This is a genomic window from Diplocloster agilis, from assembly GCF_019042275.1.
In the GTDB taxonomy this organism is placed as follows: domain Bacteria; phylum Bacillota; class Clostridia; order Lachnospirales; family Lachnospiraceae; genus Diplocloster; species Diplocloster agilis.
The window spans coordinates 62437-79682 of sequence record NZ_JAHQCW010000009.1; the positions used below are offsets into that span (position 1 = coordinate 62437).

Here is a 17246-nt window from a genome sequence, read left to right on the forward strand (position 1 = left end):
TCTAGGCAATTCCTGTTGCGTAGCGCATAATGGAATCTTCACTCAACTCTTCTTTTGACAGCTCGCCCCGCACCTTGCCCTCATACATCACATATACGCGGTCGCTGATGCCGATCACCTCCGGCAGGTCGGAAGAGATCATGATGATCGTATTTCCGTGCGCGGCCAGTTCTTTCATAATCATATAGATTTCATATCTGGCGCCCACGTCTACGCCCCTGGTCGGCTCGTCGAGAATCAGGATGCCCGGCTGCGTCGCCAGCCACTTGGCAAGCACGACTTTTTGCTGATTGCCGCCGCTTAGGCTGCTGACGGGATTGTCGATATTTTCCGTCTTAATGCGCAGCTCTTCTTTCAGATGATTCACGATTGCCTTCTCCTTGCCGGGAAATAAAAGGCCGTACCTGATGATTCTTGACAAAGAAGCCATGGATATATTGAAACGGATGGTCTGGTTCAGGATCAGCCCCGTTGTTTTCCGATCTTCTGTCACATACCCGATCCCAGCCTTGATGGCTGCGGCGGGAGAGTTGAATTTCACTTCTTTTCCGTAAAGTTTTACAATCCCCTTACCCTTCATCTGATATGCGCCGCTTACCGCCGACATAAGTTCGGTTCTGCCTGCGCCCAGAAGTCCTGATATTCCCACAATTTCTCCGGCATGGAACTGCATGGAAGCGTTCTCCACGATATTCGTGTCATACAGCGGATGCGGCACGGAATAGTCGCAGATTTCCAGCGTAACATCCCCCGCCTTTGTGTCCATATGCGGATACATGTTTTCCATTTTCCGCCCGATCATGGCGGCTACAAGTTCTTCCACCTGGATCTCGGAGGTCTGGAAGGTGTTGATCATTTTGCCGTCACGCATGACGGATACCCGGTCGGACAGCCGGAATATTTCTTCAAGACGGTGTGTGATATAGACGATGGAAATTCCTGTTTCCTTCAGCTTCTCAAGCATTTCCAGCAGGAAATCGATCTCGCGTCCTGTAAGAGGAGCCGTCGGTTCGTCCAGGATCAGCACGTTGCCGCCCAGATAAATCGCTTTGGCAATTTCAACAAGCTGCTGCTGTCCTACGGTTAAATATTTAATTTTTGTTTTAACGTTTAAATCCAGTGAAAATTTCTCAAGAATTTCTTCCGCCTCCGCGTACATCTTCTTCCAGTCGATGCCTGTGGCAGATGAGGGCTGGTTGCCGAGAAAGATGTTCTCCGCGATACTTAACTCTGGAATCAGTTCCAGCTCCTGATGCACGATTGTGATCTTATCCCGCTTGGCGTCCATGGGCGAACCGATTTTTGCTTTTTTCCCGTTCAGCAATATTTCTCCTGAATAAGAATTGGCCGGGAATTTACCGGTCAGCACATTCATTAACGTACTCTTCCCCGCGCCGTTTTCCCCGCAAAGCGCGTGGATTTCGCCCGGCTTAACCTGAAAGCTGACCTTGTCCACCGCCGTAAGGCCGCCGAATTTCTTGGTAATGTCTTTCATTTCCACTGCGTACCCATTGCTCATTTCTTGCACCACCTAACCTTCAATGATATGGAGTCAACGCCGCCGCACCCGCGATTTTTATCCAGATGCGGCGGCTTTTGACTGTCTCCGGTTTCAGAATTAATATGTAGAATTCGGGTCTAAGTAGTTATCCACATTCTCTGTGGTAACAAGATCGTTCATAACATAGAAGGTGGAAGGCGTCGATACGCCGGATGCCTGCAATGCCGCCATGTAAACCGCCCATTTTCCCATCTGTCTCGGATCGTTGAACGCGTCGCAGACCATACCCTTGTCGCCGTCCTTAATCCACTGCAGCACAGATTTACGTCCGTCAATCGTACATACCAGAATATCGCCCAGCCGGTCGATCTGCTCCAGAGCAGCTTCCACGCCCTGTGCGCCGCCGTCGCACGCGGCGAAAATGATGTCGATATCAGGATTTGCCTGCAGCACGTCAAGCGTTGCATTCATAGCCGGTTCCGGCAGCCACTGATAATACTGGTATGCCACGATATTCAGATTGTTTTTGCCGTACTTGTCAAGCATGTAATCGGTCCAGCCCATGACCTGCCCCCATCTGCGCAGATCAGATTCTTTTTCCTGCGGAGCGGAAGACAATACGAACGCTTTCACTTCGTCCTTCCAGCCGTTCTTTTCGTCATAGTAGCGGGCCAGCTCAAAACCTGTCTTATAACCGGAATCCTGTACGTCCGCGGACACGAACGTAAACGGGCCGCTGAAGTCCACCGCCTGATTGACAACCGTCAGCGGGATATCCGCCGCGATGATGGAATCCAGTCCTACATTGGTGGAGTTATAAGGATTGACAATGATGGACTCCATGCCCAGGTTGATCAATGTCTCCACGTCGGCGATCTGCTGGTTCATATCGTCGTTTGCATCGTAAATGGTAAGATTTATGCCCAGGTAATCCGCTTCCGCCTGTGCGAAGTCCACCAGCTGCTCATACCACTCAGAGCCGGCGATACGGTGCTGGGAAAAGCCGATGTTCATGCCTTCGAACTGATTCTGGGTACCCACCATCTGAGTGGCAAGCGCGCCTTTTTCCTCCGGTGTTGCCTGGAAGGAACCGTCTACGATATCCGCACCCTTCGGATCTACCGCTTTTTCATAATCAATAACCAGTTCGGCTGTGTCATGGAACGCGCCTTCCGCATCCACCGCGGCTGCTCCGCCCGATTTATCCGCCGTATCCGCTGCATCCGGCGCAGCGCTAGTTGACGCGTCCGGAGTATCTGCTTTCGGAGCTTCTGCGGGCGCTGAACTGCTGCAGCCTGCCAGGGTGGAGATTGTCATAGCCAAAATAAGCGCTATGCTAGTGAATTTTGCAACTTTTCTTTTCATGTTCTTCCTCCTTAGAATACATTTATAGTTTTTCCTCAGTTCTTGCAATGATGTCTTCCTGCACGTCTTTTGACAGCTGGGTGAAATAAGCGCTGTATCCTGCGACGCGGACCAGCAGATTGGCATATTTATCCGGATCCTTCTGCGCCTCCAGCAGCGTTTTTTTACTGACTACATTAAACTGCATCTGGTTGCCACCCATTGCAAAATACTGATCGATCAGACTGACGAATCTTTTTAAACCGTCGTTTTTGTTTACCTGTACCGTGTTTTCCATTAAAATCCCATCCTTTCCATTTTCATTCTAAATATTTCTTAAGCCAGCTCTTCGGGGCTGAACTTCATGTTATAAAGCGAACCGCAGGAAAACAGTTCGTTGTGCAGCTTCGCTACCGAAGCGATTGCCGCCGTCGGCCCGCTCACGTCCGTCCCTCTCATGGGCGACTGTCCGTCCGCTACCGACATGTATGCTTCCCGTCCGTCCGGCGTAGCCCCGCACACATGACCGAAGGGCGTGTTGCTGGACACGGTGCTTGTGGAGCAGTGCAGCGTTCCGCCGATGGGGCCTCTGCCGTATCTCGTGTTCTTGTAGGAGGAGAGCTCCTTTGCGATCATGGCCATCATGTCGCGGGCCAGGAAGTCTACCTCATCCACGTCGTTGCCGTATTTCGGCACCGCGAGGCACATGGCCTTGATCTGCGGGCCGGTGGGCGTCGTCGTCTCATCCTGCCAGTTTGTCTCCAAAGCGTGCTGTAGCTGCGCTCCCGTGATTACTTTATCTTCAAAGATCAGTTTCTTGATGACATACAGGCTGTTTGCCACATTTGCCGTGCCGATCGTCTGCTGGCCGGTCAGATCGTATTTCGCGCCGCCCTGCTTGATCGGTTTGCCTCTCGGAATCGTCGTCGTCGGGCAGGCGAAGATTGCCGCCATCGGCTCTTCCAGTTTCTCTTCCCATACCTGGTCGATGGTGTTCTCAAGGATCGCTTCCATCTTGATGTAATATTTCATCTGATCCGTGAACGCGTCCTCCGCTTCCTGGTAGCTCTCAAAGGTAGCCAGTGTCTTGCCGTTGGCATTTTCATGCAGGCAGATGCCGGTGCGGGGGTCTTTCCCGTTATAGAGCGACATCTCCAGCGCCTTCGTGCAGTTCAGCCATGCGCCGCCTGTGCGTCCGCCCAGAAGTCCGGGCGCTCCCGGCTCGATGCAGCCGATGATGCAGTAATTGTAGGCATCCCTCATCTCATAGCCCCGGTTCATCATAGCCCTTGTGTAAACCTCGTCGTTAAAGATGGACGGCAGGCCGGTGCCAAGGCGTACCACCTCCGCCACGCGCATCTTGAATTCCATGGGCGTCTTCTTGTGGAAACGCACGGTCAGGGACGGCTGCGGCACTCTCGTGTTGTAGGTGGCGTCCAGGGCAATATAGCTCATATCGTTGGTGGCGTCCGCCATGGTCTCGGGATCTACGCCGCCGATCGTCAGGTTCTGGAACATGGGTACGCCCCGGTAGAAATCCGTGTCGATCCAGCTGCGCACTTTGTTGCATGTATAGATCTGTAAAAAGAAGTTTTCGGTCAGCTCGGTGGCCAGTTCCCTGGTCAGTGTTCCGTCCGCGATGCCCGCCTCATAGTAAGGCTGCATGAACTGGTCGAAACGTCCGAAGGATACGCCTGCGCCGCTGTCCTCGATCTGGATGCAGATGTGGGTCAGGATGATGAATTGCAGCGCCTCTTTGAAGTTGCGCGCCGGATTCCGCGGTACATGGCGGCAGATTTCGGCCATTTCCAAAAGCTCCTGTTTCCTTGCTTCATCGGTTTCCTCCGCAGCCAGTTTTTCGGCCAGATCGGCGTAGCGGGCGGCAAATTTAATGATTGCGTTGGCGCTTATCATAGCCGCTTCATAGAAATCTTTTTTCTTCACGCATTCGGGGTCGTTCTTGTAATCGATGTTGGCAAGCCCCTCTTCGCACTGATCGATGATGGCCTGCACGCCGTTTTGAATCAGCCATGGATGATCCGGCGCGAAATGTCCGTCTCCGCCCTGGAAATAAGTCCCGATATCGGCGGCTTTTAAGTCATAATGCGTCGCCAGCGCTTCTTTGGGAAGCCTTGTGCGCAGCATATCCGTGATGGTATTTCCCTTCCACCAGTCGCAGATTTCCTGGATCACCGGCTTATCCTCCTTGCGGAGTATGTAACGGTCTGCCGGACGCTCGTCGAGCGGATACGGATCTTCATGGATCATTTCCTTCTCAACCCACTCCACCTCATATTCGGGAAACAGCGGTGCCCAGCGCGGATGCGACGCCTGATTGCCTGCGAACAGGCTCCCCGGCAGAAGGTAGATGCTCATGTGCTGCAGCACGTGGTCAATCGCGTTGGCCCTGAGAATGATCGAGGCCTGATCGGTGTGATCTCTGTAATAATCTGTGATTAATTTACCTCTTTCCACACATACGCCGTATTTGGAAGCTGTAATGTATTTATGCAGCTTGTCGATCCGCTCTGACCTAACCGGCTCGGTTGAAATTTGATAAGAATCTGTAATTGCCATAAATTCTTTCCTCCCTATCGTTCGCTTGTACGATTTGTATATTTTTGGGTTAATTAAATTATAGCAATTGTGGATTTTTCTAAAACCCAATATATTTTGCTAAAGGTGTATAATTTTTAGATTTACTTCATGGAACCGGATTTTGGGGGTAGTGCTCATAGCTATAAAAAATAGTAGCGCTCGAAAAAGCCTCGCTGACTATTTTTCATGCATCGCACGTAAGCGGCTAAAGGACAGCCGCTAAGTGCTCATAGCTATAAAAAATAATAGAATAACCTGCCAATCTCAACTTTTTAAGCAGCTTGCCAAACTGTGAAGATACCCACAACGCGGCGATAGGCGCACCGTCCATCCACGTGAAAGCTCGTGGAGCTCTGCGAGTATCTCATAAAAACCTACACCCTGGCCAGTGAGCGCATCCGGCTGGTCCATAAGGTGATGCCGGACAGAAAGGAGCGTAAAATCGAGTATTTTTTTGTCGGATTATATGCTATACTCAGCGTAGGTGGTGATGAATATGGCTGTCTTAAAAGCAAAAGAGTATCAGCGTTTTGAAGATATAAAGCATACAACCGATGAGGGTATGGAATTTTGGTATGCCCGAGAGCTTGGCTCTGTTTTGGATTACGCAAAATGGGATAACTTCCGAAAAGTAATTGACAAAGCGATGCTGGCCTGCAAGAACAGTGGTTTTGAGGTGGAGAATCATTTTCCCGAGATCGGGAAAATGATAAAATTCTTAAGACAAGACCGCTTGCTGAAAATGCCCCACCTGTATATGGACTCTGATTCCATATCCAGATGGGGCATTTTTGTATAAGCAGGCAGAACATATCCGTTTACGCTAAGCCAATTCTTCCGGGCTGAACTTCATGTTATAAAGGGAACCGCAGGAAAACAGTTCGTTGTGCAGCTTCGCTACCGAAGCGATTGCCGCCGTCGGCCCGCTCACGTCCGTCCCTCTCATAGGCGACTGTCCGTCCGCTACCGGCATGTAAGCTTCCCGTCCGTCCGGCGTAGCCCCGCACACATGACCGAAGGGCGTGTTGCTGGACACGGTGCTTGTGGAGCAGTGCAGCGTTCCGCCGATGGGGCCTCTGCCGTATCTCGTGTTCTTGTAGGAGGAGAGCTCCTTTGCGATCATGGCCATCATGTCGCGGGCCAGGAAGTCTACCTCATCCACGTCGTTGCCGTATTTCGGCACCGCAAGGCACATGGCCTTGATCTGCGGGCCGGTGGGCGTCGTCGTCTCATCCTGCCAGTTTGTCTCCAAAGCGTGCTGTAGCTGCGCTCCCGTGATTACTTTATCTTCAAAGATCAGTTTCTTGATGACATACAGGCTGTTTGCCACATTTGCCGTACCAATCGTCTGCTGGCCGGTCAGATCGTATTTCGCGCCGCCCTGCTTGATCGGTTTGCCTCTCGGAATCGTCGTCGTCGGGCAGGCGAAGATTGCCGCCATCGGCTCTTCCAGTTTCTCTTCCCATACCTGGTCGATGGTGTTCTCAAGGATCGCTTCCATCTTGATGTAATATTTCATCTGATCTGTGAACGCGTCCTCCGCTTCCTGGTAGCTCTCAAAGGTAGCCAGTGTCTTGCCGTTGGCATTTTCATGCAGGCAGATGCCGGTGCGGGGGTCTTTCCCGTTATAGAGCGACATCTCCAGCGCCTTCGTGCAGTTCAGCCATGCGCCGCCTGTGCGTCCGCCCAGAAGTCCGGGCGCTCCCGGCTCGATGCAGCCGATGATGCAGTAATTGTAGGCATCCCTCATCTCATAGCCCCGGTTCATCATAGCCCTTGTGTAAACCTCGTCGTTAAAGATGGACGGCAGGCCGGTGCCAAGGCGTACCACCTCTGCCACGCGCATCTTGAATTCCATGGGCGTCTTCTTGTGGAAACGCACGGTCAGGGACGGCTGCGGCACTCTCGTGTTGTAGGTGGCGTCCAGAGCGATATAGCTCATATCGTTGGTGGCGTCCGCCATGGTCTCGGGATCTACGCCGCCGATCGTCAGGTTCTGGAACATGGGTACGCCCCGGAAAAAGTCGGTATCGACCCAGCTGCGCACTTTGTTGCATGTATAGATCTGCAAAAAGAAATTCTCGGTCAGCTCGGTGGCCAGCTCCCTGGTCAGCGTTCCGTCCGCGATGCCCGCCTCATAGTACGGCTGCATGAACTGGTCGTAGCGCCCAAAGGAAATACCGGCTCCGTTATCCTCAATCTGGATACAGATATGGGTAAATATAATAAACTGCAGCGCTTCCCGGAAATTGCGGGCCGGATACTTCGGCACATGGCGGCAGATTCCGGCCATCTCCAGAAGTTCCCGCTTCCTTGTTTCATCGGTTTCCTCCGCCGCCAGCTTTTCGGCAAGATCGGCGTAGCGGGCGGCAAATTGTATGATTGCGTTGGCGCTTATCATAGCCGCTTCATAGAAATCTTTTTTCTTCACGCACTCGGGATCATTCTTGTAATCAATATTGGCAAGCCCCTCTTCGCATTGATCGATGATAGTCTGCACGCCGTTTTGAATCAGCCACGGATGATCCGGCGCGAAATGCCCGTCTCCGCCCTGGAAATACGCGCCGATGTCAGCCGCCTTGATTTGGAAATGGGTGGCAAGGGCTTCCTTTGGCAGCCTTGTGCGCAGCATATCTGTCACGGTCTGGCCTTTCCAGAAATCACAGATCTCCCGAATGGCAGGCTTATCCTCCTCACGGAGTATGTAACGGTCCTCCGGGCGCTGATCCGGAAAATACGGATCGCCGTTTAACATCTCGCTTTCCATCCACTCCATGTCAAATTCCGGAAACAACGGCGCCCAACGGGGATGGGACGCCTGATTGCCCGCGAACATGCTGCCCGGCAGAATATAAATGCTCATATTCTGCAGCACGTGGTTCATCCCGTTCGCCCTGCGTTTGATCGGCGCCTCATCGGTGTGCGCCCTGTAATATTCCGTCAGCAGCCTGCCCCGCTCCACGCATATGCCGTATTTCGACGACGTGATATACCGATGCAGCCTGTCAATCCGCTCCGTCCTGACCGGCTCGGTCGAAATCTGATACGAATCTTTGATTGCCATTTCGTAACCTCCCCAACTTGATCTCTTTTCTTTTTATCCTGATTTTTATCTACTTTGTTTTGCAGCCGCTTTTCTTATGCTGCAGTTTTATTTTAGCATCTCCTGTCCGCCCACCGAAACCGATGATTTTTGGATATAAGTGTACTATTTTCTTATTTCTTCCATAAGAACGCTTTCCCGTGGAATACAAAGAGGGCCTGTTTTTCACAGGCCCTCTTCCAGAGTTGTTTATAATAATCTGAGTCTTTCCTCTTGCTTAAAGCGGCATTTCACATCCCTTATAATCGATGAACCAGAGCCCTTCTCTTAGCCGGGTCTCTCCCGCCACGATGCGGTAGATCCCTTCCGCCGCCTCTTCCGGCTCGATTTCGGCCGTAGTCCTTCCCATCTCGGTATTCATCCTGCCCGGATGTACCGCCATGATTTCCACGTCCTTCACGGTTTCCCGCAGGATCTGCACGATCTTATTCGCCGCAGTCTTTGAGATACCATAACTCGGGAACATATCCCCCTTGTTGGAAAAGCTTCCGCCCTCCGAGGTTACCGCAACAAATCTGCCGTTCTTGTTCAGAACCGGATAAAAAGCCCGGAATGCGGATAATACGCCAATCGCGTTTACCTCCAGCTCCGTTCTTACATCCTGCAGGTCAATATCCATCAGATTGTGGGTCCGGTCCCCGTCCGTAAGCACACCGGCCACATCCACCACCGCATCGGCCGTGCCCCAGGAATACCGGATCACGTCCGCCGCCCTTTGCAGGGAGTCCGGATCCGTTACATCGGTAAGTAGCAGCAGGTGACCATCCTCCGCTCCGCTGTTTTTCGCATTTTCGATCCGGTACATACCGGCCGCGGCCTGCTGCCCCTTTTGTCTGATTATCCCGCAGAGTTTCTCTCCTAACCCCTGATCCGCTCCAATTACCACAATCTTCATCCGCCGTCCTCCTTTTTCTCCTGCCAGGTTCAGTCATTTTCCAATAGCTCAATGATACATTTTAAATCTTTCCCAGCGTCCATATAAGCATATCTGCCGTCTCCGCCGCCGTACTCACCTTTTTGCATTAGCTTCATCCCGTATTTCTCACACTCTATAACGGTTTTCTTCATACCCTGAACATTAAACGCAATGTGATGTATTCCTTCCCCATGCTCCTCCAGATAATCATGCCAGGTGGAAGCGGCCTCGTTGGGCTGGATCAGTTCCAGCTGCACACCGGGAGTTAAGTCGAAGAAGGCCATCAGGCATTTTGCCTCCGGCGCCGCCTCTCCTTTATATTCCGTCTGAGTCACTTCGTACTCCCCACAGCCGATAGTCTCCGGAACCTCCACCCCGAACAGGGCGGCAAATTTCTGTTTGGTCTCTTCGATGTCCCTTACAATAAAACCCACTTGCGCAAATTCCGTTCTTTTTAATAATTCAGCCATATTCTTTTTTCTCCTTTTCGACTATGTAGACTATTGCAGCTCCGACAGGGGTTTTTCCCTGTTCGCCAGGATCCGTTTGATCAGATCCGTATTGGACTCTTCGCTCTTTATATTTAACTCCGTACCCAGTTTATCCTTCGTGGAATAGAACGCATAGGTGCCGTCCGGATAAAAGCCGATATGATACGGGTCATGGATTCCCAGCTTCTCATTTAAAGCGGCTTTCGCTTCCTTGGCGTCCGGCACGAGGAAGCTTATATGCTGTAAGCCCTCCCCTTCCTTCTTAAGAAAATCTTTCCAGGGACTTTCGCTTTCTCCCGGCTGCACAAATTCCATCTTGATATTTTCCATTTCCAGAACCGCGATCCGGCAGTCCGTATAATCTCCCAGTCTGTCGTCCGTATAAGCCGGCGCTTCTTCGGCAGCCGGTACCTGCATAATCTCAGGAACCGGTACATCTAACAGTTCTGCCCAATTCCCGATTACTGTCTCTAAATCTCTGACCACAAAAGACAAGTGCCAGACCTTTGTCGTTCCTAATGCCATCTTTAATCTCCCTTTTCTATTATTGATAATTTCTGGGCGCGCTCAGCCTTTTACCGCTCCCTCGCTCAGCCCTGCCACGATATACTTCTGGGCGATCGAGAAAAAGATGATAGCCGGTACGCTCATCAGCACGGAAGCCGCCATCAGCGTGCCCCACTTTATCCCCGATTCATCGATATAAAATGCCAGGGACACCGCGATCGGCCGGATTGCGGAATCCTTTGCCATCAGCAGCGGGAAGAGGAATTCATTCCAGGACAGGATGAAAGAAAACATAGCCACGGTAGCGATTGCCGGCGCAACCATCGGGACCACAATCTTTATCAGCACCTGAAATGCATTGCAGCCGTCCACGACGGCCGCCTCCTCCACTTCGTAGGGCAACGCGTCGATAAATCCCTTCATCAGCCAGATCGACACCGGTATCCCCACCACCAGATACAGCAAAACCAGACCCGAATACGTATTGATCAGATGCAGCTTTGATATGGTGATATAAAACGGGACCAGCAGAGTCACCCTGGGCAGCAGCCTGGTGAACAGTATGGAGGTCAGCAGCGTTTTACTGCCGGGGAACTTGTAGCGGGAGAACCCGTAGGCTCCCAGCACCGCCACCACCGTGGAGACGATGGTGGAGAGCACCGATACCTTGATGGTGTTGCCGAAGCTCTTCATCATATTCGAATCGGTAAACACCGCCTTATAATTCTCAAAGGTTACCGGATGGGGCAGCAAGGTGGGCTGTGATGCATAGACGGAAACCTCATCCTTCAAAGATGTGGACACCGCCCATAAAAAAGGCACCACGGAAAACAATACGATAAAGATTGCCAGCAGCCATATGGCGAGATGTTTTACCCGTCTGCCCGAGGATGACTTTTTCTTCAGTTCTTTTTCCATCGTATTCCCCTCCTTTTCGCTCCGTCTCCCTTATTCCGGCCTTTCGCGCTGGCCGGGACATAGAACAGGAACGCGATAATCATAACGATGATAATGAGAAAACTAATGGTGGATGCCGTTGCAAAATCCAAATTCTTAAACGCGTACCGGTATATCGTCAGGCCGATGACCTCGGATGCGATTCCCGGCCCTCCCCCGGTCATGACATACAGCATGTCGAAGGAGTTGATTCCATTGATGAATTCCAGAACAATTAACATCGTAAGTATCTGTTTTAAGGAAGGCAGCGTAATGTAGCGGAATACCTGCAGGCTGTTGGCCCCGTCAATCTTCGCAGCTTCCTTATAGTCCATCGGGATTCCCTGCATAGCTGCCACCAGCATCAGCATGATAAACGGAAATCCCGCCCAGGAGTAAGCTATGATGACCGACGTCAACGCGGTAGAGGCGGAACCCAGCCAGTTGGCGGCCAGATCCGGATTAATCATCCGCAGCACCGTGTTCAACAGCCCGTTATCGGCGCTATAGATCCACCTCCAGGTATTCGAAGCCACGATGGAAGGGATTACCCAGGGGATCAGCGCGCAGGTTCTTAAAATCTTCATCCCCCGGAATTTGCTTTCCATAACCATTGCAGCGGCAAATCCTAAGACGACCCTCAGCACCATAGACAGAATCGTCCAGATCAGCGTGTTCTTGACGATCGTTCCCATTTCCGCTTTTGAGAAAATATTTTTAAAATTATCCAGTCCCGTGAAAGACATGTCAAAAAATGGCAGAGTTATTTTGGAGAAGCTGAATCCTGTTATCTGTAAGATGGGATACACCATCATCAGGATGATTGCAATCGCACTGGGTGCGACAAATAACATTCCTACCAGCATCCGCCTAGTGCTTCTCTTCACCCCGGACCACCCCCACTTTCTTATTTTTTTGGCTTCAGGAATACGCTCTTCCTGAAGCCAATCTTTGCTTTCCTGCGGTTTCTTATTTCAGCAGTCCGTTAATCTCGTCAGACATGGATTTGCATGCGTCCTCCGGAGTGGCCGCCCCCTGCAGCACATTCTGGAGTCCCGTAATCACGATATTCTGAATCTCATTCCACTGCGGAGTCAGCGGAGGGAATTTCTTCGCATTGGCATCCGCCCGCCAGAATGCTTCATATAGAGGATCCGTCCACACACCGATGCTCTGCGCCTCGATTACCGCAGGCATCACCACATCCTGATCCGCCAGCACTTCCGGCTGCAGGAAGTAGTCGATGAATTTCTCAGCGCCGTCCACGTTCTTTGCCCCTGTCGGTATCGTCCACAGCCACGCGGCCGCACGGTCCTCGGTACCGGGAGCTACGCACATATCCCATTCAAATCCGTTTTTCTTTGCATATTCATCCATGGAGCTGGCGCTGACTGCGTCGATCGGCACCATAGCCAGCTGTCCGTTCTGAGCCATCGGAATTAAGTCTGCGGAGATTGCATAGTTGATGCAGCCTTCCGGAACTACTTTATACTTTGTATATAATTCCGACCAGAATTTCACACCTTCCACAGACTCCGCCGTATCCATCGCACTGGCCGTCATGTCTTCGGTCAAGAAATCCCCGCCCTTCGACCATAAGAAACAGCCCAGGGAGGTGATGACGTTGGCGGGATCGTTCTTCGAACCTGCGATTCCGTATCCATAGACACCCTCCGAAGCGTTCGTCAGCTTCTCTGCGGTCTCCAGGAATTGATCCAGCGGCATGTTATCGGTAGGATAGGGAAGACCCGCTTTGTCAAACAGGGTTTTATTATAAAACATGGCATTCGGAGCCGTGCGGTAAGGAACCGCATATACCGTGTCGTTCATAATACCGTTTTTCATGGCTCCGGGGCTGAACTGGTCCTGCTCCCAGCCATACCGGGACATAAAATCGTCCATCGGCTGCAGCAAATTCTGGCCTACCGGAGTCGCCACCATAAGTCCGTCCAGCGCCAGCGCATCCGGCGCATTTCCCCCCAAGATCGATGTCACTGCGGCTTCAATGTAATTATTGATCGGCAGGCATTCAATCGTCAGCTCATACTCCGGATATTTTTCTTCGAATCCGGCTTTCAGCCTGGGAACCTCGCTCTCCCACCAGCTGCCCATCCAGGCGGTAATTTTGGTTTTCTCGCCGGTAGACGCCGTATTATCCGCTGCCTCGCTCTTTGTGTCATCCGCCGCTTCACTCTTCGTACCGGCGGCATCCTTCGGCTGTTCTGCCGATTCCGCAGCCTTGGACCCGCAGCCGGCAGCCATAGAAAGTACCATTACCAATGCTAACAATAACGCCCCAATTTTTTTCATTCTTTTCATTATCCTTTCTCCTTTACCCTTTTTACCGCTTCCCTGCTACCAGACCAGCGGTTCCATTGTGTACTCCATAAACATCCGGTCCTTCGGAACGGTTTCCGGATGTTCCGCAATCTGCATAATGTGTCCGGCTGATTCCTCCGGCGTTACCGCTTCCTCACTCTTCATCGCTTCCTCGCCCCCCATGGAGGTTTTCAGCCAGCCCGGATGCAGATTGAATATCCTGATATCCCGGTCTTTTAATTCATTCGACAGGATCTTCGCTCCCATGTTCAGCGCCGCTTTCGACATACAATACGCATATTCCTGCGTCCTCCAGCAGCTTCCGATGCTTCCCGCCTCGGAGGAAATATTAATAATCACGCTTCCGCCGCCCAGTCTGTCCGCCAGCGCCTTGCACATACGCAGCGGCCCTACGGCATTTACATCATACATGGTGAGAAATGCTTCCGATTCCATATTTGTGTCCGCAAGTCCTACTTTGTCACGGAAACGGTAGATCCCCGCGATATTATATAAAATGTCAATCCGTTTCGTATGCGCTTTGATAAATTCTCCGGTTCTGTCAACATCGGCCATAGAAGAAATATCGCAGCGCAGAACTTCCAGCTGTTCCGGATACCGGTTTTTGAGACTGTTTAATTCCTCCGTGATCGTTCTGTCGACGGCGTAGACCCGAAACCCTTCTTCCAGGGATTTCCTCACAACACAATTTCCCAGCCCCTGCCCTGCTCCCGTCACTACAACGTTTTTTTCCAAATAGCTCCCTCCCTTCTGCTTAAAATTATGAAAGACGAATGTGTATCGGATAATTTTTATAAACCGTTATTTTCGACTACCTGTTTGTACCAGAAAGCGCTGTCCTTGGGTGTGCGTTTCTGCGTCTCATAATCCATATAAACAATGCCGAACCTTCTGGAAAGTCCCCATGCCCACTCAAAGTTATCCGTAAAGCACCAGACATAATAGCCTTTTACCGGAACACCGTCTTTGACCGCCCGGTGTACTTCCCCCAGATACCGTTTCAGATAATCGATCCGGTTGGTATCCTCGATCCTTCCGTCGCTGTTGATCCAGTCATTGCAGGCGGCCCCATTTTCCGTAATAATAATTTCCGGCGGTTGGTAGGTATCCTGTATCCATGTGAGCAGATCATACATACTCTCCGGATATACCTCCCAGCCCGCATCCGTCACCGGAAGGCCCTTGGTGGTAAGCGAAGCCATTAGCGGCCACGCTCCGTCGTCCGCTTTGACAATATCCGCAAAGTAGTTATTCAGCCCAAGGAAATCGATGGGCTGATGGATCAGCTCCAGATCCCCTTCCCTGACATCCGGCAGGACAACCCCCTGTCCTTTCAGAAAATCAAACAACTCCTGGGGATAGGTCCCCTTCATGACCGGATCTCCAAACAGCTGGTTATTCTGCATCCGCATCCGCTCCGCCGCTTTTTGATCCTCTTCGTTCTTAATGTCTGCCGGATAAGGCTGGTTCATATTCAGCGTAATTCCGATCTTTCCGGGTAGTCCCATACTGCGGTAGGCCTTCACCGCCGTTCCGTGGGACATCAGCAGATGATGTGCTGCCGCAAGAGCCATGGAATAATCATGGTAGCCCGGCGCATGCTCTCCCTTCCAATATCCCAGGAAGGAACTGCAATATGGCTCGTTTAAGGTAATCCAATAATCCACCAGGGAACCGTACGCTTCGAACAGGGTAACCGCGTAGTTCTTAAAGTCCTCTACGATCTCCCGGTTGCACCAGCCCCCTTCGTCCTGCAGTTTCTGCGGCAGGTCCCAGTGATACAGGGTAAGCGACGTCTTCATTCCCTTTTCTTTTATGTAGTTTAATACGTTCCGGTAAAACTCAATGCTCTTTTCGTTTTTTTCTCCCCTGCCGTTTGGAAATATCCTGGGCCAGCTGACGGACAACCGGTACACCTGAATCCCCAGGCTGCAGGCCAGATCAACGTCTTCCCGGTAGCGGTGGTAAAAATCGCAGGCCCGGTCTCCGTTGGTGAGATCAACGATATTTCCGGGAATATGGGAAAAACGGTCCCATATGCTCTCTCCCTTTCCGTCTTCCTGCCAGGCTCCTTCCACCTGATACGAAGCGGTGGCAACACCCCATTCAAAATCTTTTGGAAATTCATATTCCATATCAATGACACTCTCCTTTTCCATAGATTGTGCATTTGTGCATTTAATTATGCACATTTTTTTGTTACTTGATGTTTCTTATTTTAGCACCTTTTTGCATGCTAGTCAACACTTTTTTTGCATTTATCCTTTTAATATTGCACATTTTTGTGCATCATATGAAAAATTAGTGATTTTGTGCATGATGTATATGCACAATTTCTATTGAAATTTGTGCTGTAACAGATTATAATAGAAAACATAGAAATCGTATAACCGTTTAAAAGCCATTATGGATATACACCTGTTTTCAAAAATTCGTCTCAAAATCAGACACAATCGAGGGATAACAAAATGAAAAGAAAATTGACGATCAAAGAGATTGCAGCGGAACTTCAGCTGTCACGCAATACCGTATCCAAGGTATTGAGCGGAAAATCCGGCGTATCGGAGAAAACAACAAAACTGGTACTGGATTACATCGGCGCGGCGGACGATACGTCCTCATCCGCCGCTCCTGCAAAGCTTCCGTTTCAGAAGGGAAGCATTATGTTTACCTATCATCTGGAAAATACGGAATATCTGAATAACCTGTTGGCAGGTATTGAGCGCACGCTGAAAAAGAACGGCTATGCGCTGGTTTTGAATATCGTACGGGACGGCGACGATTCCGATATCACGATTCCGCCTTCTTTGTATGACGGTTCCATTGCGGGCATTATTTCATTTAATATTTTCAACGTTCCCTATTGGGAAGAAATCATAGCCCTGGATATTCCGTCCGTATTCGTAGATACCTTTGCGAATTCCTATCTGTTTTCAGGACGGACGGATATTGTGGCCACCGAAAATGCCAATTCCGTCCATGAGATTATGGACATTTTGATCAAACAGGGCCGAAAGAACTTCGGATTTGTGGGATACACGGATTACTGCTTTTCCATCGCCCAGCGCTGGCACGCCTTCCGGGACGCCCTGACCCTCTCCCATCTCCCGTATCACCCGGAGAACTGTATTACGGAGGACCTGACGCGCTTCTCCGTCGAGGAATGCATCTCTTATATCAAAGAACGGCTGACCGCTATGGAGCGACTGCCGGATGCCTTTCTCTGCGTAAACGACCTGCATGCCATCGAGCTTTCCAGCGCCTTAAAGGAACTGAACTATAAAATTCCGGACCAGGTGTCCGTGGTGGGTTTTGATAATCTGTCCGAAGCAGCCAGACAGTTTCCTTCGATTACGACGGTGGACGCCCATTCCGAATATCTGGGCCGGCAGGCGGCGCATAAGGTTTTAAACCGGATCAAAAATCCCTCTCTACCCTATGAGTTCACCCAGTATCAGACCGATATCATTCTGAGGGAGTCCACCCGTCCGATTACGAATTAACAGCGGT

At 51.0% G+C, this 17246-nt stretch carries 15 protein-coding genes; 2 read left to right on the top strand and 13 right to left on the bottom strand.

Features of this window, described 5'->3' with window-relative positions:
- Position 1: 1 nt before the first annotated feature.
- The 4 genes from KTH89_RS07490 to KTH89_RS07505 form a co-directional block, all read right to left on the bottom strand.
- A complete protein-coding gene (locus KTH89_RS07490) occupies positions 2-1519 on the bottom strand; it encodes a sugar ABC transporter ATP-binding protein (protein WP_158348381.1) in 1518 nt (505 codons plus the stop codon).
- 99 nt (positions 1520-1618) lie between these two features.
- A complete protein-coding gene (locus KTH89_RS07495) occupies positions 1619-2866 on the bottom strand; it encodes a substrate-binding domain-containing protein (RefSeq protein WP_238721246.1) in 1248 nt (415 codons plus the stop codon).
- 22 nt (positions 2867-2888) lie between these two features.
- Positions 2889-3143, bottom strand: coding sequence for a glycine radical domain-containing protein (locus KTH89_RS07500; protein WP_158348385.1), 255 nt, complete (start codon positions 3141-3143; stop codon positions 2889-2891).
- A gap of 38 nt (positions 3144-3181) precedes the next feature.
- Positions 3182-5422, bottom strand: coding sequence for a pyruvate formate lyase family protein (locus KTH89_RS07505; RefSeq protein ID WP_238721247.1), 2241 nt, complete (start codon positions 5420-5422; stop codon positions 3182-3184).
- A gap of 517 nt (positions 5423-5939) precedes the next feature.
- On the opposite strand from KTH89_RS07505, the gene KTH89_RS07510 reads away from it, so the two are divergent.
- A complete protein-coding gene (locus KTH89_RS07510) occupies positions 5940-6242 on the top strand; it encodes a BRO family protein (protein ID WP_158348867.1) in 303 nt (100 codons plus the stop codon).
- A 24-nt stretch (positions 6243-6266) separates the two neighbouring features.
- Here KTH89_RS07510 and KTH89_RS07515 read toward each other — a convergent pair whose 3' ends face one another.
- The 9 genes from KTH89_RS07515 to KTH89_RS07555 form a co-directional block, all read right to left on the bottom strand.
- Positions 6267-8507 carry a glycyl radical protein gene (locus KTH89_RS07515; protein ID WP_238721248.1) on the bottom strand — a complete coding sequence of 747 codons (2241 nt, stop codon included), beginning with the start codon at positions 8505-8507 and terminating at the stop codon, positions 6267-6269.
- Between the two features lie 256 nt (positions 8508-8763).
- Positions 8764-9441, bottom strand: a complete 678-nt coding sequence (locus KTH89_RS07520) for an SDR family NAD(P)-dependent oxidoreductase (RefSeq protein WP_238721249.1) — start codon at positions 9439-9441, stop codon at positions 8764-8766.
- Positions 9442-9470: 29 nt separating this feature from the next.
- Entirely contained in the window at positions 9471-9932 is a 462-nt protein-coding gene (locus KTH89_RS07525) for a VOC family protein (protein WP_238721250.1), read from the bottom strand.
- A gap of 30 nt (positions 9933-9962) precedes the next feature.
- The gene (locus KTH89_RS07530; RefSeq protein WP_238721251.1) at positions 9963-10478 is read right to left on the bottom strand and encodes a VOC family protein; all 516 of its coding nucleotides are present in this window, start codon (positions 10476-10478) and stop codon (positions 9963-9965) included.
- Between the two features lie 42 nt (positions 10479-10520).
- Complete coding sequence (locus KTH89_RS07535) at positions 10521-11378, bottom strand: carbohydrate ABC transporter permease (RefSeq protein ID WP_238721252.1); 858 nt, start codon at positions 11376-11378, stop codon at positions 10521-10523.
- On the bottom strand, positions 11363-12283 hold the full coding sequence (locus KTH89_RS07540; RefSeq protein WP_238721253.1) for a carbohydrate ABC transporter permease: 921 nt from the start codon (positions 12281-12283) through the stop codon (positions 11363-11365). The genes KTH89_RS07535 and KTH89_RS07540 overlap by 16 nt, the downstream gene beginning before the upstream one ends.
- A gap of 82 nt (positions 12284-12365) precedes the next feature.
- A complete protein-coding gene (locus KTH89_RS07545; RefSeq protein ID WP_238721254.1) occupies positions 12366-13715 on the bottom strand; it encodes an ABC transporter substrate-binding protein in 1350 nt (449 codons plus the stop codon).
- Between the two features lie 36 nt (positions 13716-13751).
- A complete protein-coding gene (locus tag KTH89_RS07550) occupies positions 13752-14471 on the bottom strand; it encodes an SDR family NAD(P)-dependent oxidoreductase (protein ID WP_238721255.1) in 720 nt (239 codons plus the stop codon).
- 56 nt (positions 14472-14527) lie between these two features.
- On the bottom strand, positions 14528-15871 hold the full coding sequence (locus KTH89_RS07555; RefSeq protein ID WP_238721256.1) for a GH1 family beta-glucosidase: 1344 nt from the start codon (positions 15869-15871) through the stop codon (positions 14528-14530).
- Positions 15872-16204: 333 nt separating this feature from the next.
- On the opposite strand from KTH89_RS07555, the gene KTH89_RS07560 reads away from it, so the two are divergent.
- Positions 16205-17239, top strand: a complete 1035-nt coding sequence (locus KTH89_RS07560) for a LacI family DNA-binding transcriptional regulator (RefSeq protein WP_238721257.1) — start codon at positions 16205-16207, stop codon at positions 17237-17239.
- Positions 17240-17246: the final 7 nt, after the last annotated feature.